This is a genomic window from Bacillus sp. Root131 (assembly GCF_001429475.1).
Taxonomy (GTDB): domain Bacteria; phylum Bacillota; class Bacilli; order Bacillales; family Bacillaceae_G; genus Bacillus_A; species Bacillus_A thuringiensis_S.
The window spans coordinates 146,298-170,775 of sequence record NZ_LMJQ01000012.1 but is presented as its reverse complement, the minus strand read 5'-3'; the positions used below and the strand labels follow the sequence as shown (position 1 = coordinate 170,775).

Sequence of the window (24,478 nt, the reverse complement as noted above, 5' to 3'; positions counted from 1 at the left end):
CCGCGTTATAACATAACACCTTTTGGTTGTACTTTGATGATATAACACCTTTTGGTTTCATGTCAACGCTAATTCTTTTACTGTTGAGAAATTCTCAACATTTTTTCAACAGGACAAACACCCTCTTAGCATTTCCTCATAATATACTCACAAAGGCAATACAAAATAAAAACTTCTCTCAACATGAAACTCCATCATTCATATTGAAAGAAGTGCCTTACTTATATCATGCGTACTTCGTCTCTCCTCCTTCCCTCAGGGACAATACGCGAGATATGACAAATCAGAAGGAATATGCCCACCATTTGAGTAGGTAGTTATTTCTCTTCTCCTCAACATTTCCTTAGGAGCGAAATGACTACCGACTCACTTTTTTCAAACAAAATAAAAAGGGGTTGAACGCTATGTTCTATTGCATTAACTGCTCTGATATTCATCATGAAAAACATCCGAATGATAAAGTATTCAAAAACGGTTTTTATATTGATCCATTTTTAGGTGATCGTTATCACCTTGGTATGTGTAAAGATGCCCAAAACCATGAAACAGGGGAGCCTCTTTTAACGACAAAGAAATCAGGCACAACCCAATCTATTATGAACGTATTACCGACACATGTTGTCCCAACATAAAACATAAAAAAGAGCTGGATGAGCCAGCTCTTTTTTATGCTTTATAAACGATCATTGCTGAAAAACAATAAATTTGGTTTTCATCGTCGTTAATGGAAACACCAACTTGGTACTTAATATCTACAAAGTTGCTATCATCAATCTTTTTCAAAAAAACATTCACAGCGTCTTCTAAGTCTTTTTCGTGACTTTCATCAAACACTTTCACACGAATCATGTTAACACCATCCTAGATCGCAGCCCTCCGCCGCTTGATTATTGCCACGGTGCGTATCTATGATGCGATAAAACTTTCCATTCTCATATATATATCCGTCTTCTAACACATATTTTTTATCTTCAGTATAGACATAAAACTTACCTATCATAAATTTACTCGTATATAATTCCAAATAATTTGGTCTAAATTTAGCTACAACTTTATTTGTAATATCAATTTTTATTGTGCGCCCCACCTTCTCTCCCTCCTTTGCAAAGAACGGATTTAGGTATATTGTATTAGCGCTTTTACATTTTATGCTTAAAAATAAGTGGATATGCCTTCTTTCTTCACCTGTACTATTTTTCTAAAAAAATCACTATAAATAAAATCCCCAAAAAAACATAAAAAAAGCACTTTACCTTATTGACTCGAATATAAATATTATGTTATTATATAAAATTTAACATTTTTACATACGTATGCTATCATTAAAAGTGGTTACCACATATGGAGGTGGATGATTTGTTTCAAATTGGTGATAAAATCGTTTATCCAATGCACGGTGCAGGAATTATCGAAGCAATTGAAGAGAAAGAAATATTAGGTACTTCACGTCAATATTGTGTGATACGCATCATTAGTAAAGATATGCAAGTAATGCTTCCGATGGAACAATTAAAAAAATCAGGTATTCGTTATATCGTTGATCGAGGTACGTTAGATGATATACTTCTTGAATTTCAAAACGGGGAGTCAGACCCATCACTCTCATGGAAACAAAGATATACAATGAATATGGAAAAAATGAAAAATGGCAATTTACAAGATAGCGCAGAAGTGGTTCGGGATTTACTTCGCCGTAATAAAGAGAGAACATTAAATGCGAGCGAAAAACAAATGCTAGATAATGCCCGAAAAATGATGATTAGCGAAGTCGCGCTCGTACAAAATGTTACTGAACATCAAGCAACAGAATTTCTTCAAGATACAATTAATCATTAAATTTAAAATAGCTGAACGCTATTTTTTTTGTAAAAAGGACAAAGAGATAAAACTCTTTGTCCTTTTCATATTACCCACGCCCAGCTTGAAACGATGGATATAACGTCATTCCACCATCTGCAAATAGCGTAATTCCCGTTACATAACTCGCCTCTGAAGAAGCAAGCCAAGTTGCTACTGCTGCAATTTCTTCAGGTTTTCCAATATAGCCCATCGGTATCATACTTTCTACGTCAGCACGCTGCTTTGGATCAGCAAATTTTTCTGCATTTATCGGCGTATTAATTGCACCTGGCCCAATATTATTTACTCGAATACCTTTTGACGCATATTCTAGCGCTAACGTTTCTGTCATCAGTTTAATACCACCCTTACTTGCTGCATAGTGCACAAATAGTGGCCACGGAATTTTCTCATGAACACTAGACATATTAATGACAGACCCTTTAATATCATGTTCTACAAAATATTTAATCGCTTCACGACTTCCTAAAAAAGCACCTGTTAAATTTGTATTAATTACCCTATTCCAATCTTCAAGCGGCATTTCATGCGACGGTACCGCGTTTTCTATCCCTGCATTATTAATCATAACGTCAAGCGTACCAAACTCTTTCACAGCAGATTGAATGAGATTCACAACATCTGATTCGACCGTTACATCACCTTTTACAGCAATCGCTTCGCCGCCTACCTTTTTAATTTCTTCTAACACACCATTTGCTTCTGATTCTCGTGAGCGATAATTAATAACCACTTTCGCTTTTTCCTTAGCAAACCTCACTCCCATCGCTCTTCCGAGACCAGTTGCTGATCCTGTAATAACGACAACTTTCCCTGCTAAATCACTATACATTTCTATACCTCCTTTAACTTTTGGCTATACCTAACATAATTCCGGCTGCAATAATAAAAACGATACCGACAACGATACCCGTTAATTGGCGTTTCGTTTTCTTTTCACCTAATATAAGAATCCCACCAAGCGTGGAAATAATAATTCCCATTTGCGATAGCGAGAAACTTGTTGCGACTCCAACACGCGGCTGCGAAATGAATAAAAACATATTTCCAGCTGCCCAAATTAATCCTGGAATAATATTTCGGATTGCATATTTATTAAATGGCTGATGTTTAAAGGTAAGCAAAATCCCACCTAACACCATACCAACTGCTTGTGGCAACAAAGCTGACCAACCATCTACGTTAAATAGTCTAATCACTACTACGTAAACTAAATAACCGACTGTTGAAATTAATAAAATTACGATACCTCTTTTAAAGTTTGCTGCTTGCTCTGCATTTTTTTCTTCTTCACTTTGAAGCGATGTTAAAATAACACCGATAATAATACAAACGAGCGCTAAAATCCCAAGGACGACCGATATTGTCGTGGACCATTCATGAAATACGATAACGCCAAATAAAGTCGTCGCGACTAATTGAAGTCCTGTTGAAATTGGCATCGTCCTCGAAACACCCATTAAATCAATACTTTTTAATTGATTCGCCTGACCAAGTGCCCAAAATAAACCTGAAACAACTCCAACTCCAATAACGGTAGGTGTTAATACTGGCTTCATAAAAATATAAACAACAATTGAGAAAATAAGTGCTCCAAACGTTGTTCCGAGCGTTTGACTATACGGTCCCCCACCCAGTTTTACATTAAATAGCACAATACTTCCCCAAAATATAGCTGGTAAAATTGCTAAAAATATATCCATCGCCCATTACCTTTCTCTGTAAAATGTCATAAATTGAAACTTTAATCATCCCGCAAAATAGCGGAATAAGTTACCACTCTCAATCATTAGAATGAGCTTTCATTTTTTCTTTTTTGCGAGCACAAATCTTTTCTACAACATCATTAGAAACATTCTTTTCTCGCTCCACATTTTTTACCTTTATATGATCTAAATAATCCTCCAAAGTAAGTGTAACTTTGTCATTTGGGGGATTATGCGCCCCTTGAAAAGTAAGAAATTGTAGCGTCACTTCAAATCTAGGAACAAATTCATCTTTCCTGCCGAGACGCTTTATATTTATAACTGAATCACATTCATATTGATCTTTTGTCACTTGTCTAATAACCGAATAGTACCTATTCAATAAAGCACTCTCTAAAAGCTGTTCCCTTGATTCTTTCGCGAAAGAATCACTTGGAGAAGAGAAAAAGATAGAACATATCACTGTAATAATTACACATATTTTTTTCATAACGTCCTCCTTATCCTATAAGTTAGTGTTCTCAAAAACGCCATAAAAAAACGACTTCCCCTACTTAGGAAAGTCGTTTTAATGAATCCAATATTAACCACCACTCACTGGTGGAATTAGTGCAACAACATCACCAGATTGGACCCTGTCATCTTCATTTGCGTATTCTTCATTAATCGCAACCATAATTGGCTCTGAAACTGGTACATTATATTCTTTCGCAACAACATCTTTTAACTCTGCAACCGTAATATTTTCTTTCTCTATTTGTAATTCACTTGTCCCTGCTTCTTCTTGCAAGTGCGCAAATAACAATACTCGAATCATACTTATAGCTCCTTCCCAGGCTCTCCCGCCGGATATGGTGTTTTTTCTAATTGATCACCAATCCATGAGTCACCATCTTCCCAAAACTCCTTTTTCCAAATCGGAACAATTTGTTTTATGCGTTCCATAATATATTCGTTCGCTTCATAAGCCGCTTTACGGTGTGGTGTTGAAACAGCAACAACAACCGCTATATCAGAAATTTGCAACGTACCGATGCGATGTGTAATCGCAACATATGTATCCGGCCATTTCTCTTTCACTTCCAGGCCAATTTTCTCTAGCATCTTTTCTGCCATCGTCTTATAAGCAACATACTCTAAGTATAATGTACGACGCCCTTTCGTAAACTCTCTAACGGTTCCAATAAATGTTGTAACAGCACCGCATTCACGTCGAATCACTTTCTTCGTTACCTCTTCAATCAAGATTTCTGTATTAATTACTTCATAATATGTATTTGTCATTTCGCACTCCTAACCGTTTGTAAAAACCAGTCTATGTACAACTCTTCTTCTGTTATATGAAATACTTTATATTCTTCTCGTATATTTGCCGGGGCATCATACCACGTAATAATCGCTACTATATTTTCTACTTTATGTAAAAGCTCAACGTCTTCCGCAGAACGAAGTAACACTACTTTCGGGTAGTTCTCTTTTTTATAGCCCTCTATTAAAATTGTATCCACTTCAAAAAACTCATATAAGCGAATAATTTCTTGCAAGGACCATTTCTTTCTTAGTGAAGAAAGTGAAAGCAATCCAGCACCTTCTACACTACTTACGACAGCACCAGCTTTACGGTGTCTTTCGCTATCTTTTTGCGCTACTTCTGGAAAACCTCCGTGCCCGTGATGTTTAATGGTAGCAACCTTCATTTCCCGTTCAGCTAATGCATGCACTATTTTCTCCACAAGCGTTGTTTTTCCGCTATTTTGATATCCTACTATTTGTAAGATTGAAGTGGCTTTGCCCATGGCCAATCACATCCCTCAGAGTGCTCTAACAATAATACAGATACTTTCATCCCGGTCTCAAATCCTCTCGTTCCTCCAGGTAACACAATAAAAGCATTCGCATCTGCAAGTGAAGATACTGCACTCGATTTATCTAAACCGACCGGCATCGCTTGTAACGCCCCGTCCACAATCGTTACGTTTGCTCTTACGAAACGAGTAAATGGATTTGGCTTTGGAAAATCTTTTTGTAAAATAGCATCCGCTCTATATACGTGAGGTTCCTTCGCATACAAATACGTTTTTATAATTGGTTGGACAAATAATTCAAAGCCTACATAACAAGCAGACGGATTTCCTGATAAACCGAAAAGTAACTTCCCATCAAATTCAGCTACTGTCGTTACACTTCCAGGTCTCATGGCTATTTTATTAAAGAGTACATTCGCCTGTAACCTTTCATAAATAGCTGGTAAGTAGTCATAATCTCCTACCGATACACCGCCAGTTGTAATTAAAATGTCGACCTCATCCATCGCTAATTGAATAGCTGTAAAACATGCATCTAACTCATCCGCGAGTTGACCATAATAACGAACTTTCCCGCCAGCTTTCATAATTTGAGCTGCGATCATATACGAGTTACTATTTCTAATTTTCCCCGGTTCTAACGGCTCATGTACTTCTAATAATTCACTCCCTGTCGTTACAATACCGACAACAGGCTGTTTTATAACTTTCACAGTGCTATATCCAAACGTTGCTAGTAAGGCCGCAACTCCTGGATTAATTGCCACACCTTTCTTAACGAGAACTTGATTTTGTTTTATATCTTCTCCTTTAAACGACACATTGTCACCGTTATTAAAAGGGCGTTTTAACTTCATATATGTTTTTCCGTTCTTCTCAAATCCTTCTGTCAGCTCTAGCATTACAACTGCATTGCAATCTTCTGGAATAGCTGCTCCTGTCATAATTCGAATCGCTTCAAAAGCTCCTACTTCTTCTAAAAAAACAGAACCCGCCCCGATCTCTCCTATTACTTCAAATTCAACTGGATTCTCTTGGGTTGCTCCTTTCGTATCTTCTGCTCGAATGGCGAAACCGTCGTAAGGGGAACGATCAAAATGAGGAACGTCATGATCTGAGACAACATCTTCCCCGAGAATTCTCCCGTAACTTTCCGTAATAGAAATTTCTTCTACTTCACCATGCTTCGCATATTTCATTACCCGTTCTACTGCTTCAGCAACTTGAATTGGAATTCGTTTTTCTACCATCGTTTCTCACCTCATATTTGCAATTTTTTTTATCTCGATTAAACTTTATGTATTCAATAGAAATTACTTCAAGGAGGAATTCCATGTCTTCATTTACACATTTTAATGACCAAGGACGCGCAAAAATGGTTGATATAAGTGACAAAAAAGCAACCGTTCGAACAGCAATTGCGTGCTCTAGCATTGTCGTTACGAAAGAAATTTACGATAAAATCTCTCACAATGAAATTGGGAAAGGTGACGTATTAGCAGTTGCGCAAATCGCAGGCATTATGGCTGCGAAACGAACTTCTGATATTATCCCAATGTGCCATCCTTTATTATTAAAAGGTGTTGACGTTTCTTTTGATTGGAAACAATCAGAAGAACAATATCGTTTACTCATTGAAGTAAAAGTTAAAACAGAAGGTAGCACCGGTGTTGAAATGGAAGCTTTAACAGCTGCTTCCGCTACCGCTCTTACTGTGTATGATATGTGTAAAGCTGTCGATAAAGGTATGATTATCGGCGAAACATACTTACTTGAAAAAACAGGTGGAAAAAGTGGAGATTATACGAGAAATTCATAATCCTCTCTCCGTTGAACCTAAAGGATTTCCTTTAGGTTCAACCTATATATCTTGCATATAAACTTTTCGCTACATTCATATCATTCGTCCCATGAATGAACGCCCTGCCATCTGTAAATAAAACAAAACGATATTCTTCTACCGGAAATGATAATAGATAAGGTGTCGCCTTTATCTCTACACTTCTTTGTAAGCGCTTTTTAATTTCTTCTAAATTAAAATTCTTCCGCACACCCGGGCGAATTTGTACTGTATTTCGCCCACATAACACTTCTGTTTTTGTTTGTGCTTCAAATGTTAAACTCGGATATGTACGTAACCTTCCGCAAGATAAACAAGTATCTTTTTTCTGCCTATTCACTTTAAATGCCATCTGTTGATTATTCCAAAGATCAAATGATAACATCGTTTCACGAAGCGCCCCAAAGTCTTCTACTAATATTTTCAGCGCTTCCGTAATTTGATGCGCAACTACTAATTGTACTGCCGGTTGTATAATACCAGCTGTGTCACATGTTGCTCCGCTCGCCGGATGCTCCATTAAACAGCGAAAACACGGTGTTTTCCCTGGTAAAATTGTATACGTTACTCCGTAACTTCCGACACACCCACCATATATCCACGGAATATTATACTTTTGTGAAATATCATTAATAAGAAGACGCGTTTCAAAATTATCTGTCGCATCTAATATTAAATCTACATCACGCACTAGCTCTTCCATTTCTTGCACCGTTACATCCGTCACAACTGGATTTATTTCCACCTCAGAATTAATCGCTTGTAAATGTTCTGCAGCCGCTATCGCCTTCGGTTTATACTGCTTTGCATCTTCTTCCGTATATAGTTGTTGTCTTTGTAAATTACTCCATTCTACATAATCACGATCAGCAATCGTTACTTTTCCAACACCTGCTCTAACAATCGCTTCTGCATTTGCCGCACCGAGAGCACCAGCACCAATAATAAGCACATGCTTCTCTCTTATTTTTCTCTGTCCTTCTTCTCTAACACCAGAAAATAATATTTGTCTTGAATATCGCTCCTGCATGCGATAGCCCCCTTTCTTATCCTCCTATATAAGACATTTCGATTTTCGGACGATTTTTTGCACTTTCTTCTGTCCGTTCATCCGAATACCTATCTTTTCTATTCATCCATACATCTTGTATAACACTTAATAACTCCTCATCCGAAAGATTTCCTCTAAGAAGTTCTCTTACATTCAAACCCTCTGTCGCAAATAAGCACGTATAAAACTTTCCATCTGCCGAAATTCTTGCCCTCGTACAAGAGGCACAAAATGACTCAGAAACAGATGTAATAAAACCAACTTCAACATTTGTTCCAACGTACCGATATCGCTTCGCAACTTCACCAAAGTAATGGACTTCAGCTGGCTCAAGCGGATACACCTTATGAATCATCTCAATCAATTCTCGTTTTGTAACCACTTGATCAAAATTCCACCCATTTGTACTACCAACATCCATAAACTCAATAAACCTAAGCGTGATTCCTTGCTCTTTAAAATACGCAGCCATCGGAAGTACTTGATGATCGTTCATCCCTTTTTTCACAACCATATTTACCTTTACTTCCAGCCCCGCCTCTTTAGCTGCTATAATTCCCTTAATCACCGGTTTCGTATTAATATTTCGACCATTAATATTCCTAAATATGTCGTCATCTATCGCATCTAAACTAACATTCACTCTATGTAATCCAGCTTCTTTTAATGCCTTCGCTTGTTTCGTTAAATGGATAGCATTTGTCGTTAACCCTATATCTATTAGCCCATCAATTTTCACGAGACGTGCAATCAGTTTTGTTAAATCTTTACGAAGCAGTGGCTCACCGCCAGTAATTCTAATTTTTCGTACACCGATGTTAACAAATAATTTTGCCAAACGCTCAATTTCATCAAAAGTTAGTAAAAACTCATCTTTCAAAAAAGCATAATCTGGCCCAAATATTTCCGCCGGCATACAATATGTACATCTAAAATTGCAACGATCAATGACAGATATACGTAAATCTTGAAGTGGGCGTCCAAAAAAATCTTTAACCATCTCCTGCATCGCCACCCTCCCTTTCTGCCAAATTTCTTTCTTTTCATTCTATTATAATATATTTTCGGACTGCGATGTTTTTGCCCAAGTGAATAAAGTGAAACTTTAAATAATTAGAGGGTATCCACTCCCCCTGGTTAATGAGGTTTACTTCCAGATACAAGGTTTTCTGCTTATTAACTTAATCTAATAATCGTTAGAGTAGCCCCTGGCGTTGCCGTAGATAATGTAGCCAACGCAATTACTCCAAATAATTGTAAACTAACTGCAGCTCCAGCAGGCAAGTTAGCGATTATTGTTGCACTAAATGAACCTGCAGCCACTGCCGGAGAGTTTATCGTTCCCGCAAGCGGACTGCCATTTACAGTTATACGGGAACTTACAAGTAATCCTGCCGTTAAATTAATTGTATAGGCTATATAATAGTTTCCTGCATTCGCAACTGTAAATACAGTATTTCCACCACTAACGGTTATTCCTGGTCCAATATTTTGATTGTTTGGTAACGGAATATTCGTGCCACCTAACAAAACAGAAATAATACTTCCTGATGTATTATTCGCAAATGCATATGTTGCAGTTGTACTGACTCCAGTCGCCCCGGTCGCTCCTGTTGCTCCGGTTGCTCCAGCTCCTGTTGGACCAGTTGGACCTTGTATTCCTTGTGAACCTGTTGGACCTGTATTTCCAGTTGGTCCTTGGGAACCTGTTGCTCCTGTAGCCCCTGTTGGGCCTTGGATTCCTTGCGGGCCTTGAATTCCTTGTGGACCTGTCGCTCCTGTTGCTCCTGTAGCTCCCGTTGGGCCTTGTATCCCTTGAACTCCTTGGGGACCTTGCGCTCCCGTTGCTCCTGTTACACCTGTACTTCCTGTAGCCCCAGTATCCCCCGTTGCTCCAGTCGCACCTGTACTCCCACTCGGTCCGCCACCCGGACCTGTCGCACCAGTTGGCCCCGTCGGGCCAGGAGGTCCTCCAGATGGTCCAGTTATCCCAGTTGGGCCTGTTATTCCAGTCGGACCTGTTAGCCCCTGACCCGTTGCTCCGGTTGCACCTGTATTTCCACTCGGTCCTTGTGTTCCTTGTATCCCTTGTGCTCCTTGTATTCCTTGTGGACCAGTTGCACCCGGTAACCCTTGGACGCCTTGAATTCCTTGAGGTCCCTCAGGTCCTGTCGCTCCAATTGGCCCTTGCAATCCCTGTATCCCTTGTATACCTTGTGCCCCAGTCGCTCCCGTTGGACCAATCGGACCTTGTAACCCTTGCACACCTTGAGGTCCTGTCGCTCCAGTTTCTCCTTGTGGTCCTCTCAATCCTTGTGCTCCCTGCTGCCCTTCTGGTCCAGTTGCACCTATTGGTCCAACTGGACCTTGAATCCCTTGCACACCTTGAGGTCCAGTCGGACCCATCTCTCCCATTGGACCTTGAAATCCTCTCGGTCCTTGCGGTCCAGTCGGACCTTGTGGACCTGTTGGACCAGTAATCCCTATACCCGTAAATCCGGTTGGAACAGGAGGAAAAGTAGGACCAATAAGTTCTGGTGGAATTCTAAAATTAGATTGTTGTTTCCCTTTATTATCACGATTCTTCACACTTTCACCACCTACAAACCGTCTTTTTCATAATAAATAAACCTCTTCTTAATCTATTTACAAAAATAATCTCCAAGACTATTTTTATTTCAAATAAATAAAACTCCCTTAATTCCTTAAGGGAGTCCTGCAATTGAATCCATATTATCTGTATTAGGGACAGCTTGCGCTATACCCGATGTATTTACACTTTGCCCCATATTTGTTCCTGTTACAGTACCAGCAGGGGTGCCCCTTGTATATGTCGTCGTCACCGAATCTCCCGGCTGTAAACAAAGCTTCGTTTCTGTCCCTATTACTGTAACAACATCAATCCAAGTACACCCCATTGAACCACTATACGATTTCGTAGCAGTAAATGAAGTATCACTCAAATTATCACCTGTAAATATATTCCCAGTATTATTAACAATAACAAACTCTTTTATATGCGCAGGCATAATTACACTCTACCTTTCCTTTATGAACCTAACGTACGTGTACTCGTTGCCAAAGGCGGAAGAAATACCGATGTTCTAATCACCGCTTCTGGCTGTCTTTTTCCATTTAAAAAAATAGCCGCACTCGATCCTCCAGCTCCTGCATATACTTTCGCCACAGCTAAAGGCGAGATATCATAACAGTCACCAACATTAACAGCTCCTGTATTATTAATAATTTTTACTTTACGCAAATTAACCCCCATTTACCCCTCCTCCTTTTTTATACTGTATGCAAAAGAAAAAAACTTGAAACAGACTCGTTTCAAGTTTTTAACTATTAACTATTTCGTTTCACCTTCATATTGAAGCATACCGCCAACCATGTTCACTGTTTTAAATCCTTGCTCATTTAAATAATGACATACATTTTCACTGCGCATTCCTGAACGACAAATAAAGATATATTCATTCTCTTTATTAAAGAAGTCTACTTTATGTGGGATATCGCCCATTTTAATATGTACAGCTTCTGGAATCTTTCCTGCCGCTACTTCTTCATCTTCTCTTACGTCTACTAGAAATAACGTTTCTCCATTTTCTAAACGCACTTGTACCTCTTCTGTAGTAATTGTTTTAACTTCTGTCATATGTAGTTCCTCCTTATATACAATAAAACCTTTAGTTTCTTTTCCACAAACATTCTCTACCAATTTTAGCATGCAAAAGAAAGAACGCAAAGAATCGAAAAGCTATTTCTCAATTTTCTCGCAAAACTTATTCTTTACAAACATAACTAGCACATTGTATCCTCAATATACTTGTTTTATGAAAGGAGTCGATTAAAATGTCGCTTTTTCTTTTCATTATGGGCATTGTGTTCTTAATCGCTGCAATTATTGCACTTAGTATGCAAAATAATAAAAAGATAAAATCTCCCCAAGAAATGTCATTCTTATTTCTATTACTTAGTATAGCGTTCTTCGGCATAGCAATCGCTACATATATATTCCGTCTACAAATCATGTAAAAAAAGGTGCCTACTACACATATTGCACCTTTTTCACATAATTTATTTCCTACACAAAACTAGATACTTTCCGATTTAAAAATTCATAAACTTTCTTTTCAAATAAATGAATATCAAATGCTCCTGCCATATGCCCATTTATACTTTCTATCTCATACACTTCCGCATATTTTCCTTGTTTTTGCAAAATGTCTACCATTTTATAATTATAACGTGGCGGCTGAAGCAAATCTTGTTTGCACGGAATCATAAGTACATTCGCTTCTATGTTAGAAAGAGATTCTTCTAGTGAAGAAAACCCATGTGCAATATCATGCAATAAAACTGCCTTCGCAGTATACATCCATGAATTTGCATCTACTAACTCTATACTTCTATATGTCGCTTTATTTATCTCTTTTTCAAATGATGTTAATGTAGAAAACTTTTCATAAGGTTCTATCTCTATACTATTACGAGGAAATGCCATTTCATAAAAATGCTCATCAAACGCATTCATAAACATCATTCTATTTGCTAAATGAAGCCCCTTTATCGGCTGCTCTTCTCCGTATTTTCCATCTTTCCAACTTGGATCCAGTTGAATTGCCTCAATCGCATTTTGTGCTACGTTTACAGACGTAATAATTGGATTTTGTGGGTTCGTAATAACGCCAATCATCCGCTCTACCATATGTGGATAGTGAACCGCCCATTGTTGTGCAATCATTCCCCCCGCCGACGGTCCGATTACAGCGTGTAACCTTGAAATTCCCATACCTTTTATTAACTCATATTGCATACGAGCTACATCAAGAAATGTAAAAACCGGAAAATCCATAGCATATTCTTCTCCAGTTTCTGGGTTAATCGATTTCGGTCCTGTTGTAATCACATATGGATTCTTCACCTGCACATTACAAAGATTATCCGTACATATAACAAAATACTTATTTGTATCAATTGCTTTTCCAGGTCCAATGAGCCCATCCCACCAACCAGACTCCTCATCATGCACTGTATATTTTCCTGCCGCATGACTTGTTGCACTAAAATAATGACAAACCAAAATCACATTTGACCTTTCTCTATTCAACGTACCATATGTCTCGTATCCCATTTGAACAGGAATTTCCCTACCATTTTCAAACGTAAATTCTTTTAAAACAAACTTCTCCTTTTTTACAATTTGCACAGACTCTCCCTCTCCCCGTTATAGTATGAACTGCTTACTAAAGGTTTTTTTCTATGTAAACCAATCTCCTCCTTCTTTTCATAAATAAATGAATAATATACAAAATTAGCCACAAAATAGCACTATATTACACAATTAAAGAGGGCATACATATGATTTGGAATTGGTTTCGTAAGAAAAAAAAATCAAATACAACAGAGGCAAAAGAAGCCGATAACTGGGAGCAGCAGTCTAACAATCCAGATGACGATAACAAAGAACAGACTAGAAGTATGAAACATACTAAAGGTAAAAATAACGAGCAAGATGACTCTTCTCAAGAGAAACAGCAAAACTCTAAGCAAGATGACTCTTCTCAAGAGAAACAGCAAAACTCTAAGCAAGATGACTCTTCTCAGGAGAAACAACTAAACTCTAAGCAAGATGACTCTTCTCAGGAGAAACAACTAAACTCTAAGCAAGATGACTCTTCTCAAGAGAAACAGCAAAACTCTAAGCAAGATGACTCTTCTCAAGAGAAACAGCAAAACTCTAAGCAAGATGACCCTTCTCAGGAGAAACAACTAAACTCTAAGCAAGATGATTCTTCTCAAGATAAACAGCAAAACTCTAAGCAAGATGATTCTTCTCAAGATAAACAGCAAAACTCTAAGCAAGATGATTCTTCTCAAAGTAAGCAACAAAACTCTAAGCAAGATGACTCTTCTCAAGAGAAACAACAAAACTCTAAGCAAGATGATTCTTCTCGGGATAAGCAACAAAGTGCTAAACAAGGTGATTCTTCTCAAAGTAAGCAACAAAGCTCTGGAGGTAATAGTATTTATGACTTTACCAAACCAGAAAAAGACCGTATTCATTCTCTACAAGATTTAATAGAGAAACTTAAAAAGTCTAGTGATTTTATTAATTACCATACATCTGACGATGAAACGATGCCTTATTGGATTTCTTACTATCGCCCTTCACTTGATGGAGAGAAATTACAGAAATATTTAATGCCCACTCTTTTAGAGAAACCCTGTGCTTCTCTAGAACAACTAAAAGAACATATTCCGATGAGCGGCATTACAATTACGAACGATTTACAAAAAATTGAGGATATGGTTTTAAAGGGGCATGCGATTATTCAATTGAATCAGCAAGATCAAAAGTGTATGCTTGCAAACATTGCAATTGATAATTATCGTGCACCAACCCCTCCTTTAAACGAATCAACTGTTATTGGTCCGCAAGAAGGTTTTGTAGAGGATATTGATACAAACATTAATTTAGTTCGAAAACGTCTTCCTGTTTTAGATTTACAAACAAAAGAAATGATTATCGGCGAGTTTTCCAAAACAAAAGTTGTCATGATGTATTTAGACAACCTCGCTGAAAAAGATAATGTAGATTTTCTAGAAGAGTCATTACGCGCTCTTGAATATGATCAAATTAATGATAGTGCTTATTTACAAGAATTAATGGGTGAAAAATCGATTTTTCCTCTCTATATCAATACAGAGCGCACTGATAGAGTTACAAAAGCACTAATTGATGGGAAAATTGCAATTTTTGTTGATGGTTCACCAAATGTTCTATTAACGCCCGTATCATATTTCGATTTCTTTATTTCACCAGAAGATTATAATGTCTCTTGGCTATATGCAACATTTTCAAGAGTTTTACGACTTATCGCTGTCCTTTTCTCGATTTGTGCAGCTCCATTATATGTTGCCGTTTTAAATTATCATTATGAACTAATTCCAAGCGATTTGCTGGAAACATTGATTTTATCTCGAGCGCAAGTTCCATTCCCACCTTTAATTGAAGCACTGTTTTTGGAATTAGTTATTGATTTATTAAGAGAAGCCGGCGCAAGGTTACCGATGAAAGTGGGGCAAACACTCGGTATTGTGGGCGGTATCGTAATCGGGCAAGCATCTGTACAAGCTGGGTTAACGAGTAACATTTTATTAATTATCGTTGCACTATCAGCACTCGCTTCTTTTATTACACCTATTTATAAAATGGGTAACGCTGTTCGATTACTACGCTTTCCTTTTCTTATGTTTGCAGAAATAGGCGGATTGTTCGGGATTTCTCTTGGATTTATCTTCTTATTTACTCATCTATTCAGGCTTACTTCCTTACGTAAGCCGTACGCTTTGTTTTATCCGACAAGACAACAATCCGTTAAGGACTCTTGGATTCGTTTTCCTTTAACAATGATTGATACAAGAGATGTACAAGCAAGACCACAACATGTAAAAAAATCAGCAAAAGGGATTTCAACAAAACATAGATCGGACTTTGATGATTAAGAAATGAGGTGCATTGATGAGTAAAGTTCAAGAAAAATATCAAATATCTCCTATCTTTGTTTTCTTCTTAATTCACGGTGCACAATTTGGAGCTGGCGTTCTCGGCTTCGCTCGAATTATAGCAAAAGCCGCCGGATACGACGGCTGGATAGGAGTTCTCCTCACAGGAATTATCATTCATATTCTCATCTGGATGATGTATTATTCATTAAAAAATACAGAAGGAAACTTAATTGATTTACACAAACAGATTTTTGGAAAATGGATTGGAAATGGTATTAGTCTCATCTTTATGGCTTATTTTTTTATTGTAAGTATTTCTGTCGTTCGAACCTATGTCGAAATTATTCAAGTGTGGATGTTTCCTAGCGCATCCACCTGGATGCTCACTTTCTTTTTATGTTTAATAAGTTATTACATTATTTCATCAGGATTCCGCGTCATTACAGGAATTTGTGTTATTTCCGTTGGTGGAACATTAGGTTATCTTTTTCTAAGTCTTTTCATTTTGAAATTCTCACATTGGGATAATTTACTTCCAATGTTTTCACATTCTTTTACAGATATTTTGAAAGCAGCTCAACTATCCATTTATAGTATGACAGGATTTGAAATTTTCCTTATGGTTTATCCGTTTGTTAAAGAACCAGAAAAATCCCATAAATTTGCACAATATGGTGCATTATTCTCTAACTTCTTATATTTATTTAGTACCATTCTCGCTTTTACATTCTTTAGCGAAAAACAACTACTCAAAACAATTTGGTCTCAACTGTCCATGACACAAGTTATTAAGCTTCCTTTTATCGAGCGACTTGAGTATATTGCTATTTCCGGTTATGCTCTCGTTATTATTACAAGCTTTATTCTACCTTTATGGGCCGCTACTCGAGGAACACATGAAATCTTTCGTGTAAAACAACGAGGTATTTTAATTGCATTTATGCTTATCACCTTAGTTGTTTCACAACTTTTAACAAATAGGCATGATATTAATGATTTTATTAGCAATACATCTAAAGTTAGTTTTTGGCTTATATATGTATACATCCCAATTCTATTTATTATTGTGTGGGTGAAAAAAAAATGGAAAAAACCAAAAGAAAATTAATACTTCTTATTTGCATCAGTGTCTTCAGTCTAACTGGTTGTTTACAAAAAAATATTATTGATGATGTTCAGCTCATTCAAGGAGCTGCCTTCGATACAGCAAAAGATAATAAAGTAAAAGTTACATTTGTTTGTCCCATACAAAAAAAGGGAAATAAAGTTCAAGTTTATGAAGGAACAGGAAACGCAGTAAAACAAGTAAAGGCAGATACATCTTTGGAATCTTCGCAACCGTTCGCAAGCGGGCAAATGCGTGTTGCCTTATTCACAACAAAGATTGCTAAAAAAGGATTATCAACTTCCTTTGACACATTAATTCGTGATGTGAATATTGGTAACTCACTGTATGTTGGACTATTAGAAGGCAGTGGTACTGAACTATTTAAAGGAAAATATAGTACCTCTTACAATGTTGCGATTTATATAAAAAAAATGTTAGAACATAATATGGACACTGGGCCATTGCCAACTGACAATTTATATTTAGGTGCCTTCAGGTACTACCGTGAAGGACAAGATTCTTATATGCCTATCCTAAAAAAACATGGAGATAAAATAAAAATTACTGGTATTGGTCTTTTGAAAAAGGATAAGTTGGTCGGAACAATTAAGTATCACGATATGTTTGTTTTCAAAGGACTGCTAGAAAAGCACCGCTTGGACTCACATGAATTTAAAACAAATCCTGGCTATGCAATGATTAATAACATTCGTTCCGTTCCTACCTACGAAGTAAACATAAAAGATGGGAAACCTTCTTTCTATATTCACGTTAAGATGGATGCTCGTATTCAGGAGCTTTCTAGAAAATTTAATTTAGAAAACAAAAAAAATACAACAAAAATAGCCAAATCAATCGAAAAACAATTAGATGCAAAAGCTACAAAACTAATTAAACAGTTTAAATCTCTAAATGTTGATCCTCTTGCACTAGGAGCAAAATATAGACAACATTATCGCCCATTCAAATTAGAAGAATGGAGACAAATGTATAAAGATGTTCCGGTTCATATAAAATACACCGTAAATATTACAAATTCTGGTGTCATTGAATGAGAAATGATTGAACTCCTCTCTCCAGCATGATACAACGGAGAGAGGAGTTTTTTATTATCAAATAGAGAGAGAAGATATTTATGGGGGAGCTTATGTCTAAAAAATTAGTAAAGCCTATTTTAAATGGTATTTTATTTCTCGGTGTCTTTTTATTTGCTCATACATACTTAAAAAATGTTTCCTTCACACGTTATTTACTTGTCGTTATACCAATGTTACTCGTCGGTATTTTTGGCATCGATCTTATTTTATCCCTTTTAATAAAAAAAGAAGAATAACAAGCGAACATCTTATTTCGATAAGATGTTCTTTTCATTTCATAATCACCTTATGTTACAATGAAATTCGGCAGAAAACGAGAAAGGATGAAACAACATGGCAAACGAAAAAGGTTTAGATAAAGGATTCGAACTTGTTGCAAAAATGCATGAAGAGTTCGGACATCCTGTGAAAAATACTCCAACAAAACTAACAGAAGAGCGTGCAAAAATTCGTGCAAGTTTTATGCAAGAAGAGCTAGAAGAATTTCTAGAAGCAACGACTGTTGAAGATCAATACGATGCACTGATTGACCTTATTTACTTTGCATTCGGAACGTTTGCCGAAATGGGCGTACGTCCTGATAAAGGATTTGAAATTGTAAATAACGCAAACATGGCAAAACTATTCCCTGATGGAAAACCCCGATTCCGTGAAGGCGATGGCAAAATTCTAAAACCAGAAGGCTGGCAAGCACCAGAACCACAACTTCGTGCTGAAATCGAACGTCAGCGCAAAGAAGCTGAAAAAAACTGCTAGGATTTCCTAGCAGTTTTTTATTATGTCTTTTTTCTGCAATTCATTAATGACCCACGTGTCCCGCGTGTCCTGCTGCTCCACTAATGCTAGCTGCTCCTGCCGCTGCCCCTGCTGCTCCTGCTCCAATTCCACCTGCCCAAGGAGAAGATTGTTGCTGTTGATATTGTTGGTATTGTTGGTGCTGTTGGTGCTGTTGGTGCTGTTGGTGCTGTTGGTGCTGTTGGTGCTGTTGACCATGTTGGCCTTGATGACCGTGTTGACCGTGTTGACCGTGGTGACCTTGGTGACCTTGGTGACCTTGGTGACCTTGGTGACCTTGGTGACCTTGGTGACCTTGGTGACCTTGGTGACCTTGGTGACCTTGGTGACCTTGGTGGCCTTGGTGGCCTTGGTGGCCTTGATGGCCTTGATGGCCTNCTTGGTGACCTTGGTGACCTTGGTGACCTTGGTGACCTTGGTGACCTTGGTGACCTTGGTGACCTTGGTGACCTTGGTGACCTTGGTGGCCTTGGTGGCCTTGATGGCCTTGATGGCCTTGATGGCCTTGATGGCCTTGATGGCCTTGATGGCCTTGATGGCCTTGATGGCCTTGGTGAGTTTGATAAAGAACAGCTTGCGGATGAATGTGGTGGTGACCGTGGTGATGTACTTGTTGTTGATGACCGTGGTGACCGTGGTGACCTTGGTCATGATGGTGTCCATGATGACCGTGGTGACCTTGGTGATGATGATGTCCATGATGACCGTGGTGACCTTGGTGATGATGATGTCCATGATGACCGTGGTGACCTTGGTGATGATGGTGTCCATGATGACCATGTTGGCCTTGATGATGGTGATGTCCATGATGACCGTGAACAACTTGCGGATACCCACCTATTCCTCCAGCTACAACACCCACTCCCGGTACCGGGAATCCTGTCTGCACTCCTCCAACGAAAGAAGGAAATGTAGTTGGTGCTCCTACTGGAAATCCTGTCTGTACGCCAGCTACTGATGTCGGAAATCCTCCTGTTACTGTAGGCATTCCACCCCCTGATGTCGAAAAGCCCCCCATTGATGTAGGCATTCCAGTTTGCATGCCAGCTACCGATGTTTGGAACCCTCCTGCTGCTCCACCCATCCAGCTCGGAATTCCACCGTATCCTTGTTGGCCAGCCCCTCCCATTAACATCATTTGTTCATAACTATCCGATTCACCTCCGAAGAAGCCATGTGGTGCATTATTGTCCATCCCTTTCATTCCTTTCACCTCTTCTACTCAATTTAGCCTACCTTTTTTATCATATTTCCTATAGAAAAATAGGTGTTTGTCTGTATGGGAATTCCGCTCTTTTATTTATACGTAGTGGAATAATTGAAAACTTAGACTAAAGTGATTCAGAGATTATTTTCTACACAAAAAAGCTCAGAGCATAAATGCTCTGAGCTTTTATTTAGAATGAATTAGTTTGCAACAACGTTAACAAGTTTTCCAGGAACAACAATTACTTTACGAACTGTTTTCCCTTCAATTTGGTCTTGAATTGCTTCAAGTGCAAGTTGTTCCATTTCTTCTTTTGATGCGTCTTTACTCATTGTTAGTTTTGCGCGAACTTTACCCATAACTTGAACAACGATTTCAACTTCATCTTCTACAAGTTTAGACTCATCAAATATTGGCCAGCTTGCATATGTGATTGTTTCATTATATCCAAGTTTGCTCCATAGCTCTTCCCCGATGTGAGGTGCAACTGGTGCGATCATTTTTACGAAACCTTCTACATATTCTTTCGGAAGTGTTTCAGCTTTGTATGCATCATTGATGAATACCATCATTTGAGAAATCGCTGTGTTGAAGCGAAGCTCTGCATAGTCTTCTGTTACTTTCTTCACTGTTTGGTGGTAAGCTTTTTCAAGCTCTTTATTTGGTGCGTCAGTAATTTTCTCACTTAATTCACCGTTATCTTGAACGAATAGACGCCATACGCGGTCTAGGAAACGACGAGCTCCGTCAAGACCATTTTCAGACCAAGCGATTGAAGCATCTAATGGTCCCATGAACATTTCGTATAGACGAAGTGTATCTGCACCGTGGCTTGCTACGATATCATCAGGGTTTACAACGTTACCTTTTGATTTACTCATTTTCTCGTTGTTTTCACCTAAAATCATACCTTGGTTGAATAATTGTTGGAACGGCTCTTTCGTTGGAACTACCCCGATATCGTATAATACTTTATGCCAGAAACGAGCATATAGTAGGTGAAGTACAGCATGCTCTGCTCCGCCGATATAAATATCAACTGGAAGCCATTGTTTTACTTTTTCAGGATCTACAAGTGCTTCGCTATTGTTTGGATCGATGTAACGTAGGTAATACCAGCAGCTACCAGCCCATTGTGGCATTGTATTTGTTTCACGACGACCTTTTTTACCAGTCTCAGGATCAACAACATTTACCCACTCGTCAATGTTAGCAAGTGGTGATTCACCTGTACCTGAAGGACGGATGTTTTCTGTTTTCGGAAGAACTAATGGTAATTCTTCTTCCTTCACAGCTGTCATTGTCCCATCTTCCCAGTGAATTACCGGAATTGGCTCACCCCAGTAACGTTGACGGCTGAATAACCAGTCACGCAGACGGTACGTTACTTTTTGATTTCCTGCGCTCGTTACTTCAAGCCATTCAATCATTTTTGCGATTGCTTCTTCTTTATTTAATCCATCAAGGAATGCTGAGTTTACGTGTGCACCATCACCTGTGTACACTTCTTTCGTAATATCTCCGCCTTTTACAACTTCCTTCATCGGAAGATTGAATACTGATGCGAATTCATAGTCACGCTCATCATGAGCTGGAACTGCCATTACGGCACCTGTTCCGTAAGTTGCAAGAACATAGTCAGCAATCCAGATTGGTAATTTCTCACCGTTTACTGGGTTAACTGCGTAAGCACCAGTGAATACACCAGTTTTCTCTTTCGCAAGTTCTGTACGCTCTAGGTCACTCTTCATTTTTACAGCGTTAATGTAAGCTTCTACCGCTTCTTTTTGTTCTGCTGTTGTAATTTCTGCAACAAGTGCATGTTCCGGAGCTAGTACACAGTATGTTGCACCAAATAGTGTATCAGGGCGCGTTGTGAATACTGTGAACTTCTCGTCTGTACCATCGATATTGAAGTGTACTTCTGCACCTTCAGAACGACCGATCCAGTTACGTTGCATATCTTTTAAGCTTTCTGGCCAATCAAGCTCATCTAGATCTTCTAATAGACGATCTCCGTAAGCTGTAATTTTTAACATCCACTGTCTCATCGGACGACGCTCAACTGGATGTCCACCACGCTCACTCTTACCGTCAATGATTTCTTCATTTGCAAGTACTGTACCAAGTGCTGGACACCAGTTTACAGGTACTTCATCAACGTAAGCTAAGCCTTTTTCAAATAGTTTTAAGAAGATCCATTGTGTCCACTTATAGTAGTTTGGATCTGTTGTATTTACTTCACGGTCCCAATCATAAGAGAAACCTAGTGATTTAATTTGGTTACGGAACGTATTAATATTATGCTCTGTAAATTCAGCTGGGCTATTTCCAGTATCAAGTGCATATTGCTCTGCTGGAAGACCAAATGCATCCCATCCCATTGGATGAAGAACGTTATACCCTTGCATACGCTTCATACGAGATAAAATATCTGTCGCTGTATAACCTTCTGGATGTCCTACGTGTAGGCCTGCACCTGATGGATATGGGAACATATCTAGTGCATAAAATTTTGGTTTTTCTGTCTCATCTGGCGTACGGAATGTTTTATTCTCTTCCCAGTACCCTTGCCACTTCTTCTCAATATCTTGATGATTAAAGCTCATGAGATACCCTCCTTGAAATTCTATTTATTTTCACCGCCCAAAATACAAAAAACCTCTCATCCCTAGAAAGGGACGAGAGGTTATAGATTCCCGCGGTACCACCCTAAATTAATGTAAAAATATACATTCGCTTAGATCCGTAACGTGGATTAACGGCAATTGCTACTATTAGTTTCACAACTGCAACTCAAAGGCGAGTTCATAACGAAACGTGGATTGACTTGCACCGACCGTCAACTCTCTAAACCAGCTTCTATTACTACTACTCCTTCTCACTGTTATTACACATATGAGTTAATGTGAACTACCCTCCACTTAGTATCTCTAAAAAGCTTACTTAAAGCGGGGCTTCTCGGTTAATCGTTACTTTTAATAACTAACGAATTCGTCTTAAGACAGCCGAGCTATCTCCCTTGTTCTAAAGGTTGTTTTATTTAAATATATTCTAAAACATGTTACATGTTCCGTCAAACTAAACTGCAATTTTTTCTTCAACTGTTTCTTCTACTTTTACTCGTTTATCATACATGCTCGTTGCTATAAGCGCTACTACAAGCATTACCATGATTGCTATAAACAATACTTCCATATTGTATAAATCAACAATCGCTCCGCCAACGACCGGCCCGAACATTTTCCCTACAGTCGCCGCGCTATTTACAACACCTTGATAAAAACCTAGTTTATCTTTTGGTGCAAGTATATTTGCAATCGTCGGAACTGCTGGCCACACAAATAATTCACCGATTGTTAATGTTACCATCGCAACGAGGAACATCGTAAATTGCTGCGCTTGACTTAACACAATGAATGACGCCGCAAAAATGAAGATTCCAATCATAATTTGCTGTTTTAAAGAACGCTTCATCCAGCGAATTAGCATACTAACAAGTGGCTGCGCACAAACAATCATAGCTCCATTTATCGTCCATAATAAACTATAATGACGAAGGCTAATATTCAATTCTTGCATATGTGTTGCAATCGCTCCTTGCCACTGTACGTATGTAACCCAGCATAAAGCATATGCTACACACACGATCAGAAGTGCTTTAAATCCAGGTGTAAGTGACCAACCTTTTTTCGTTTCGATTTCCTTTTGCACTCCTGGCTCTTTCTTGTCTTCCATACCACGGAATCCAATAAAAGCAATTAAGAAGAAAACAAAATATAAAATAAAATTCGCTAAGAAAATATAATCAAAACGATATGATGCAACTAATCCACCACACGCTGTTCCAATCGCAATACCAACATTTTGTCCAACGTACATCGCATTAAATGCCCGTCTTCCGCCCTCTGGCCAAACCGTACCAACCATCGCATACATCGATGGGAAGACCATTCCAGAACCGAAGCCGATTAACGCTAGCCACACAACATATAACGGCCAACCGTGGAAGAACACAAGACCTAAAATTGATACAAGTGTAATAACAATTCCTACTAAAGTTGATTTATAACCGCCCCATTTATCAAATAAAACACCGCCGAGCAAGTTTCCGATTACACCAGTAAGCGAGTTGATCATTAATACCATTCCGGCCACAGATAAAGATTTTCCTAGGTGATCATGCAAATAAATTGTATTAAAAGGCCATAAAAAAGAAGCACCCGTGACATTAATAATCATCCCAGCTACTAATAGGCATACTTTCCTTGGCATAGTTTCCCCTCCTATTCTATTTTTTTCGTTCATATATATAACAGTAAAATTGTAGTCGTTTTTAAATAGGAAGGCAACTGATTAATAGTTGATGAAATTCAGATAATGGTTCATCGGTAAATGAAATTATACTGATCCCTGTTTGAAAATATATTGACTTACCGACAAAAACGACATCAGTAACAATATATAAATAAGGGGAGACTGTATGAACTTCAT

At 38.3% G+C, this 24,478-nt stretch carries 28 protein-coding genes, 1 pseudogene and 1 other annotated feature; of the genes and pseudogenes, 9 read left to right on the top strand and 20 right to left on the bottom strand.

Annotated elements, in window-relative coordinates:
* Positions 1 to 404: 404 nt before the first annotated feature.
* Positions 405 to 632: a DUF3973 domain-containing protein gene (locus ASE54_RS21765; protein WP_000498990.1), complete on the top strand. Its 228-nt coding sequence runs from the start codon at positions 405 to 407 to the stop codon at positions 630 to 632.
* 34 nt (positions 633 to 666) lie between these two features.
* On the opposite strand, the gene ASE54_RS21760 is transcribed toward ASE54_RS21765, so the two are convergent.
* Together ASE54_RS21760 and ASE54_RS21755 are read right to left on the bottom strand one after the other, a co-directional pair.
* A complete protein-coding gene (locus ASE54_RS21760) occupies positions 667 to 849 on the bottom strand; it encodes a sporulation protein Cse60 (protein ID WP_000621751.1) in 183 nt (60 codons plus the stop codon).
* Between the two features lies 1 nt (position 850).
* Complete coding sequence (locus ASE54_RS21755) at positions 851 to 1,087, bottom strand: DUF2553 family protein (RefSeq protein WP_000533804.1); 237 nt, start codon at positions 1,085 to 1,087, stop codon at positions 851 to 853.
* Positions 1,088 to 1,341: 254 nt separating this feature from the next.
* Between ASE54_RS21755 and ASE54_RS21750 the strand changes: the two genes are divergently transcribed.
* On the top strand, positions 1,342 to 1,836 hold the full coding sequence (locus tag ASE54_RS21750) for a CarD family transcriptional regulator (RefSeq protein WP_000451446.1): 495 nt from the start codon (positions 1,342 to 1,344) through the stop codon (positions 1,834 to 1,836).
* Positions 1,837 to 1,906: 70 nt separating this feature from the next.
* Here ASE54_RS21750 and ASE54_RS21745 read toward each other — a convergent pair whose 3' ends face one another.
* The 7 genes from ASE54_RS21745 to glp form a co-directional block, all read right to left on the bottom strand.
* Positions 1,907 to 2,692, bottom strand: a complete 786-nt coding sequence (locus ASE54_RS21745) for a glucose 1-dehydrogenase (RefSeq protein WP_000286680.1) — start codon at positions 2,690 to 2,692, stop codon at positions 1,907 to 1,909.
* Positions 2,693 to 2,705: 13 nt separating this feature from the next.
* Positions 2,706 to 3,563, bottom strand: a complete 858-nt coding sequence (glcU, locus tag ASE54_RS21740; RefSeq protein WP_000350863.1) for a glucose uptake protein GlcU — start codon at positions 3,561 to 3,563, stop codon at positions 2,706 to 2,708.
* 79 nt (positions 3,564 to 3,642) lie between these two features.
* Positions 3,643 to 4,056 carry a DUF3888 domain-containing protein gene (locus tag ASE54_RS21735; protein ID WP_000717657.1) on the bottom strand — a complete coding sequence of 138 codons (414 nt, stop codon included), beginning with the start codon at positions 4,054 to 4,056 and terminating at the stop codon, positions 3,643 to 3,645.
* Between the two features lie 93 nt (positions 4,057 to 4,149).
* On the bottom strand, positions 4,150 to 4,383 hold the full coding sequence (moaD, locus tag ASE54_RS21730; protein ID WP_000621773.1) for a molybdopterin converting factor subunit 1: 234 nt from the start codon (positions 4,381 to 4,383) through the stop codon (positions 4,150 to 4,152).
* A gap of 2 nt (positions 4,384 to 4,385) precedes the next feature.
* Positions 4,386 to 4,850 carry a molybdopterin synthase catalytic subunit MoaE gene (gene moaE / locus ASE54_RS21725; protein WP_000185946.1) on the bottom strand — a complete coding sequence of 155 codons (465 nt, stop codon included), beginning with the start codon at positions 4,848 to 4,850 and terminating at the stop codon, positions 4,386 to 4,388.
* Positions 4,847 to 5,368, bottom strand: coding sequence for a molybdopterin-guanine dinucleotide biosynthesis protein B (gene mobB / locus ASE54_RS21720; protein WP_002081993.1), 522 nt, complete (start codon positions 5,366 to 5,368; stop codon positions 4,847 to 4,849). Before mobB ends, moaE begins: the two co-directional genes overlap by 4 nt.
* Positions 5,332 to 6,621 carry a gephyrin-like molybdotransferase Glp gene (glp, locus tag ASE54_RS21715; protein ID WP_000229702.1) on the bottom strand — a complete coding sequence of 430 codons (1,290 nt, stop codon included), beginning with the start codon at positions 6,619 to 6,621 and terminating at the stop codon, positions 5,332 to 5,334. The genes mobB and glp overlap by 37 nt, the downstream gene beginning before the upstream one ends.
* An 83-nt stretch (positions 6,622 to 6,704) precedes the next feature.
* Here glp and moaC point away from each other — a divergent pair, with 83 nt between their 5' ends.
* On the top strand, positions 6,705 to 7,190 hold the full coding sequence (moaC, locus tag ASE54_RS21710; protein ID WP_000094146.1) for a cyclic pyranopterin monophosphate synthase MoaC: 486 nt from the start codon (positions 6,705 to 6,707) through the stop codon (positions 7,188 to 7,190).
* Positions 7,191 to 7,227: 37 nt separating this feature from the next.
* On the opposite strand, the gene ASE54_RS21705 is transcribed toward moaC, so the two are convergent.
* The 6 genes from ASE54_RS21705 to ASE54_RS21680 form a co-directional block, all read right to left on the bottom strand.
* Positions 7,228 to 8,241, bottom strand: coding sequence for a molybdopterin-synthase adenylyltransferase MoeB (locus tag ASE54_RS21705; protein WP_001158115.1), 1,014 nt, complete (start codon positions 8,239 to 8,241; stop codon positions 7,228 to 7,230).
* A 16-nt stretch (positions 8,242 to 8,257) separates the two neighbouring features.
* A complete protein-coding gene (moaA, locus tag ASE54_RS21700) occupies positions 8,258 to 9,271 on the bottom strand; it encodes a GTP 3',8-cyclase MoaA (RefSeq protein WP_001157112.1) in 1,014 nt (337 codons plus the stop codon).
* Positions 9,272 to 9,438: 167 nt separating this feature from the next.
* On the bottom strand, positions 9,439 to 10,851 hold the full coding sequence (locus tag ASE54_RS21695) for an exosporium leader peptide-containing protein (RefSeq protein WP_000796061.1): 1,413 nt from the start codon (positions 10,849 to 10,851) through the stop codon (positions 9,439 to 9,441).
* Positions 10,852 to 10,967: 116 nt separating this feature from the next.
* Entirely contained in the window at positions 10,968 to 11,291 is a 324-nt protein-coding gene (locus tag ASE54_RS21690) for a hypothetical protein (protein WP_001110864.1), read from the bottom strand.
* Between the two features lie 20 nt (positions 11,292 to 11,311).
* On the bottom strand, positions 11,312 to 11,536 hold the full coding sequence (locus ASE54_RS21685; protein ID WP_000538719.1) for a spore germination protein: 225 nt from the start codon (positions 11,534 to 11,536) through the stop codon (positions 11,312 to 11,314).
* A gap of 78 nt (positions 11,537 to 11,614) precedes the next feature.
* Positions 11,615 to 11,920 (bottom strand): rhodanese-like domain-containing protein, encoded by a 306-nt coding sequence (locus tag ASE54_RS21680; RefSeq protein ID WP_000141224.1) that lies wholly within the window; start codon positions 11,918 to 11,920, stop codon positions 11,615 to 11,617.
* A 197-nt stretch (positions 11,921 to 12,117) separates the two neighbouring features.
* On the opposite strand from ASE54_RS21680, the gene ASE54_RS21675 reads away from it, so the two are divergent.
* Positions 12,118 to 12,300, top strand: a complete 183-nt coding sequence (locus ASE54_RS21675) for a hypothetical protein (protein WP_000051780.1) — start codon at positions 12,118 to 12,120, stop codon at positions 12,298 to 12,300.
* A gap of 49 nt (positions 12,301 to 12,349) precedes the next feature.
* On the opposite strand, the gene ASE54_RS21670 is transcribed toward ASE54_RS21675, so the two are convergent.
* Complete coding sequence (locus ASE54_RS21670) at positions 12,350 to 13,474, bottom strand: homoserine O-acetyltransferase (RefSeq protein WP_001167626.1); 1,125 nt, start codon at positions 13,472 to 13,474, stop codon at positions 12,350 to 12,352.
* Between the two features lie 152 nt (positions 13,475 to 13,626).
* Between ASE54_RS21670 and ASE54_RS35020 the strand changes: the two genes are divergently transcribed.
* The 5 genes from ASE54_RS35020 (at position 13,627) to ASE54_RS21645 (ending at position 18,738) form a co-directional block, all read left to right on the top strand.
* Positions 13,627 to 15,774 (top strand): spore germination protein, encoded by a 2,148-nt coding sequence (locus tag ASE54_RS35020; protein WP_082603670.1) that lies wholly within the window; start codon positions 13,627 to 13,629, stop codon positions 15,772 to 15,774.
* A 16-nt stretch (positions 15,775 to 15,790) separates the two neighbouring features.
* Positions 15,791 to 16,885, top strand: a complete 1,095-nt coding sequence (locus ASE54_RS21660) for a spore germination protein (protein ID WP_000049049.1) — start codon at positions 15,791 to 15,793, stop codon at positions 16,883 to 16,885.
* On the top strand, positions 16,861 to 17,940 hold the full coding sequence (locus ASE54_RS21655) for a Ger(x)C family spore germination protein (protein WP_000416067.1): 1,080 nt from the start codon (positions 16,861 to 16,863) through the stop codon (positions 17,938 to 17,940). Before ASE54_RS21660 ends, ASE54_RS21655 begins: the two co-directional genes overlap by 25 nt.
* A 92-nt stretch (positions 17,941 to 18,032) precedes the next feature.
* On the top strand, positions 18,033 to 18,218 hold the full coding sequence (locus tag ASE54_RS21650; RefSeq protein WP_000038780.1) for a hypothetical protein: 186 nt from the start codon (positions 18,033 to 18,035) through the stop codon (positions 18,216 to 18,218).
* 97 nt (positions 18,219 to 18,315) lie between these two features.
* Positions 18,316 to 18,738, top strand: coding sequence for a hypothetical protein (locus ASE54_RS21645; protein WP_001262632.1), 423 nt, complete (start codon positions 18,316 to 18,318; stop codon positions 18,736 to 18,738).
* 43 nt (positions 18,739 to 18,781) lie between these two features.
* Here ASE54_RS21645 and ASE54_RS37195 read toward each other — a convergent pair.
* The 4 genes and pseudogenes from ASE54_RS37195 to ASE54_RS21630 all read right to left on the bottom strand — a co-directional run.
* Positions 18,782 to 19,154, bottom strand: a pseudogene (locus ASE54_RS37195) (hypothetical protein); the annotation flags it as partial.
* Position 19,155: 1 nt separating this feature from the next.
* Positions 19,156 to 19,981: hypothetical protein (locus ASE54_RS21640; RefSeq protein WP_235567856.1), on the bottom strand; the 826-nt coding region annotated here is incomplete at its 3' end.
* A gap of 203 nt (positions 19,982 to 20,184) precedes the next feature.
* Positions 20,185 to 22,593, bottom strand: coding sequence for a leucine--tRNA ligase (leuS, locus tag ASE54_RS21635; RefSeq protein ID WP_000009441.1), 2,409 nt, complete (start codon positions 22,591 to 22,593; stop codon positions 20,185 to 20,187).
* Positions 22,594 to 22,658: 65 nt separating this feature from the next.
* Positions 22,659 to 22,878: a binding site (T-box leader), on the bottom strand.
* A 187-nt stretch (positions 22,879 to 23,065) separates the two neighbouring features.
* Positions 23,066 to 24,259, bottom strand: coding sequence for an MFS transporter (locus ASE54_RS21630; protein ID WP_001137530.1), 1,194 nt, complete (start codon positions 24,257 to 24,259; stop codon positions 23,066 to 23,068).
* Positions 24,260 to 24,478 lie beyond the last annotated feature (219 nt).

Coding starts and splice junctions, on each gene's coding strand:
- ASE54_RS21765 (WP_000498990.1), top strand. CDS start 405: ATGTTCTATTGCATTAACTGCTCTGATATTCATCATGAAAAACATCCG.
- ASE54_RS21760 (WP_000621751.1), bottom strand. CDS start 849: ATGATTCGTGTGAAAGTGTTTGATGAAAGTCACGAAAAAGACTTAGAA.
- ASE54_RS21750 (WP_000451446.1), top strand. CDS start 1,342: ATGGAGGTGGATGATTTGTTTCAAATTGGTGATAAAATCGTTTATCCA.
- ASE54_RS21745 (WP_000286680.1), bottom strand. CDS start 2,692: ATGTATAGTGATTTAGCAGGGAAAGTTGTCGTTATTACAGGATCAGCA.
- glcU (WP_000350863.1), bottom strand. CDS start 3,563: ATGGATATATTTTTAGCAATTTTACCAGCTATATTTTGGGGAAGTATT.
- ASE54_RS21735 (WP_000717657.1), bottom strand. CDS start 4,056: ATGAAAAAAATATGTGTAATTATTACAGTGATATGTTCTATCTTTTTC.
- moaD (WP_000621773.1), bottom strand. CDS start 4,383: ATGATTCGAGTATTGTTATTTGCGCACTTGCAAGAAGAAGCAGGGACA.
- moaE (WP_000185946.1), bottom strand. CDS start 4,850: ATGACAAATACATATTATGAAGTAATTAATACAGAAATCTTGATTGAA.
- glp (WP_000229702.1), bottom strand. CDS start 6,621: ATGGTAGAAAAACGAATTCCAATTCAAGTTGCTGAAGCAGTAGAACGG.
- moaC (WP_000094146.1), top strand. CDS start 6,705: ATGTCTTCATTTACACATTTTAATGACCAAGGACGCGCAAAAATGGTT.
- ASE54_RS21705 (WP_001158115.1), bottom strand. CDS start 8,241: ATGCAGGAGCGATATTCAAGACAAATATTATTTTCTGGTGTTAGAGAA.
- moaA (WP_001157112.1), bottom strand. CDS start 9,271: ATGCAGGAGATGGTTAAAGATTTTTTTGGACGCCCACTTCAAGATTTA.
- ASE54_RS21690 (WP_001110864.1), bottom strand. CDS start 11,291: ATGCCTGCGCATATAAAAGAGTTTGTTATTGTTAATAATACTGGGAAT.
- ASE54_RS21685 (WP_000538719.1), bottom strand. CDS start 11,536: ATGGGGGTTAATTTGCGTAAAGTAAAAATTATTAATAATACAGGAGCT.
- ASE54_RS21680 (WP_000141224.1), bottom strand. CDS start 11,920: ATGACAGAAGTTAAAACAATTACTACAGAAGAGGTACAAGTGCGTTTA.
- ASE54_RS21675 (WP_000051780.1), top strand. CDS start 12,118: ATGTCGCTTTTTCTTTTCATTATGGGCATTGTGTTCTTAATCGCTGCA.
- ASE54_RS35020 (WP_082603670.1), top strand. CDS start 13,627: ATGATTTGGAATTGGTTTCGTAAGAAAAAAAAATCAAATACAACAGAG.
- ASE54_RS21660 (WP_000049049.1), top strand. CDS start 15,791: ATGAGTAAAGTTCAAGAAAAATATCAAATATCTCCTATCTTTGTTTTC.
- ASE54_RS21655 (WP_000416067.1), top strand. CDS start 16,861: ATGGAAAAAACCAAAAGAAAATTAATACTTCTTATTTGCATCAGTGTC.
- ASE54_RS21650 (WP_000038780.1), top strand. CDS start 18,033: ATGTCTAAAAAATTAGTAAAGCCTATTTTAAATGGTATTTTATTTCTC.
- ASE54_RS21645 (WP_001262632.1), top strand. CDS start 18,316: ATGGCAAACGAAAAAGGTTTAGATAAAGGATTCGAACTTGTTGCAAAA.
- leuS (WP_000009441.1), bottom strand. CDS start 22,593: ATGAGCTTTAATCATCAAGATATTGAGAAGAAGTGGCAAGGGTACTGG.
- ASE54_RS21630 (WP_001137530.1), bottom strand. CDS start 24,259: ATGCCAAGGAAAGTATGCCTATTAGTAGCTGGGATGATTATTAATGTC.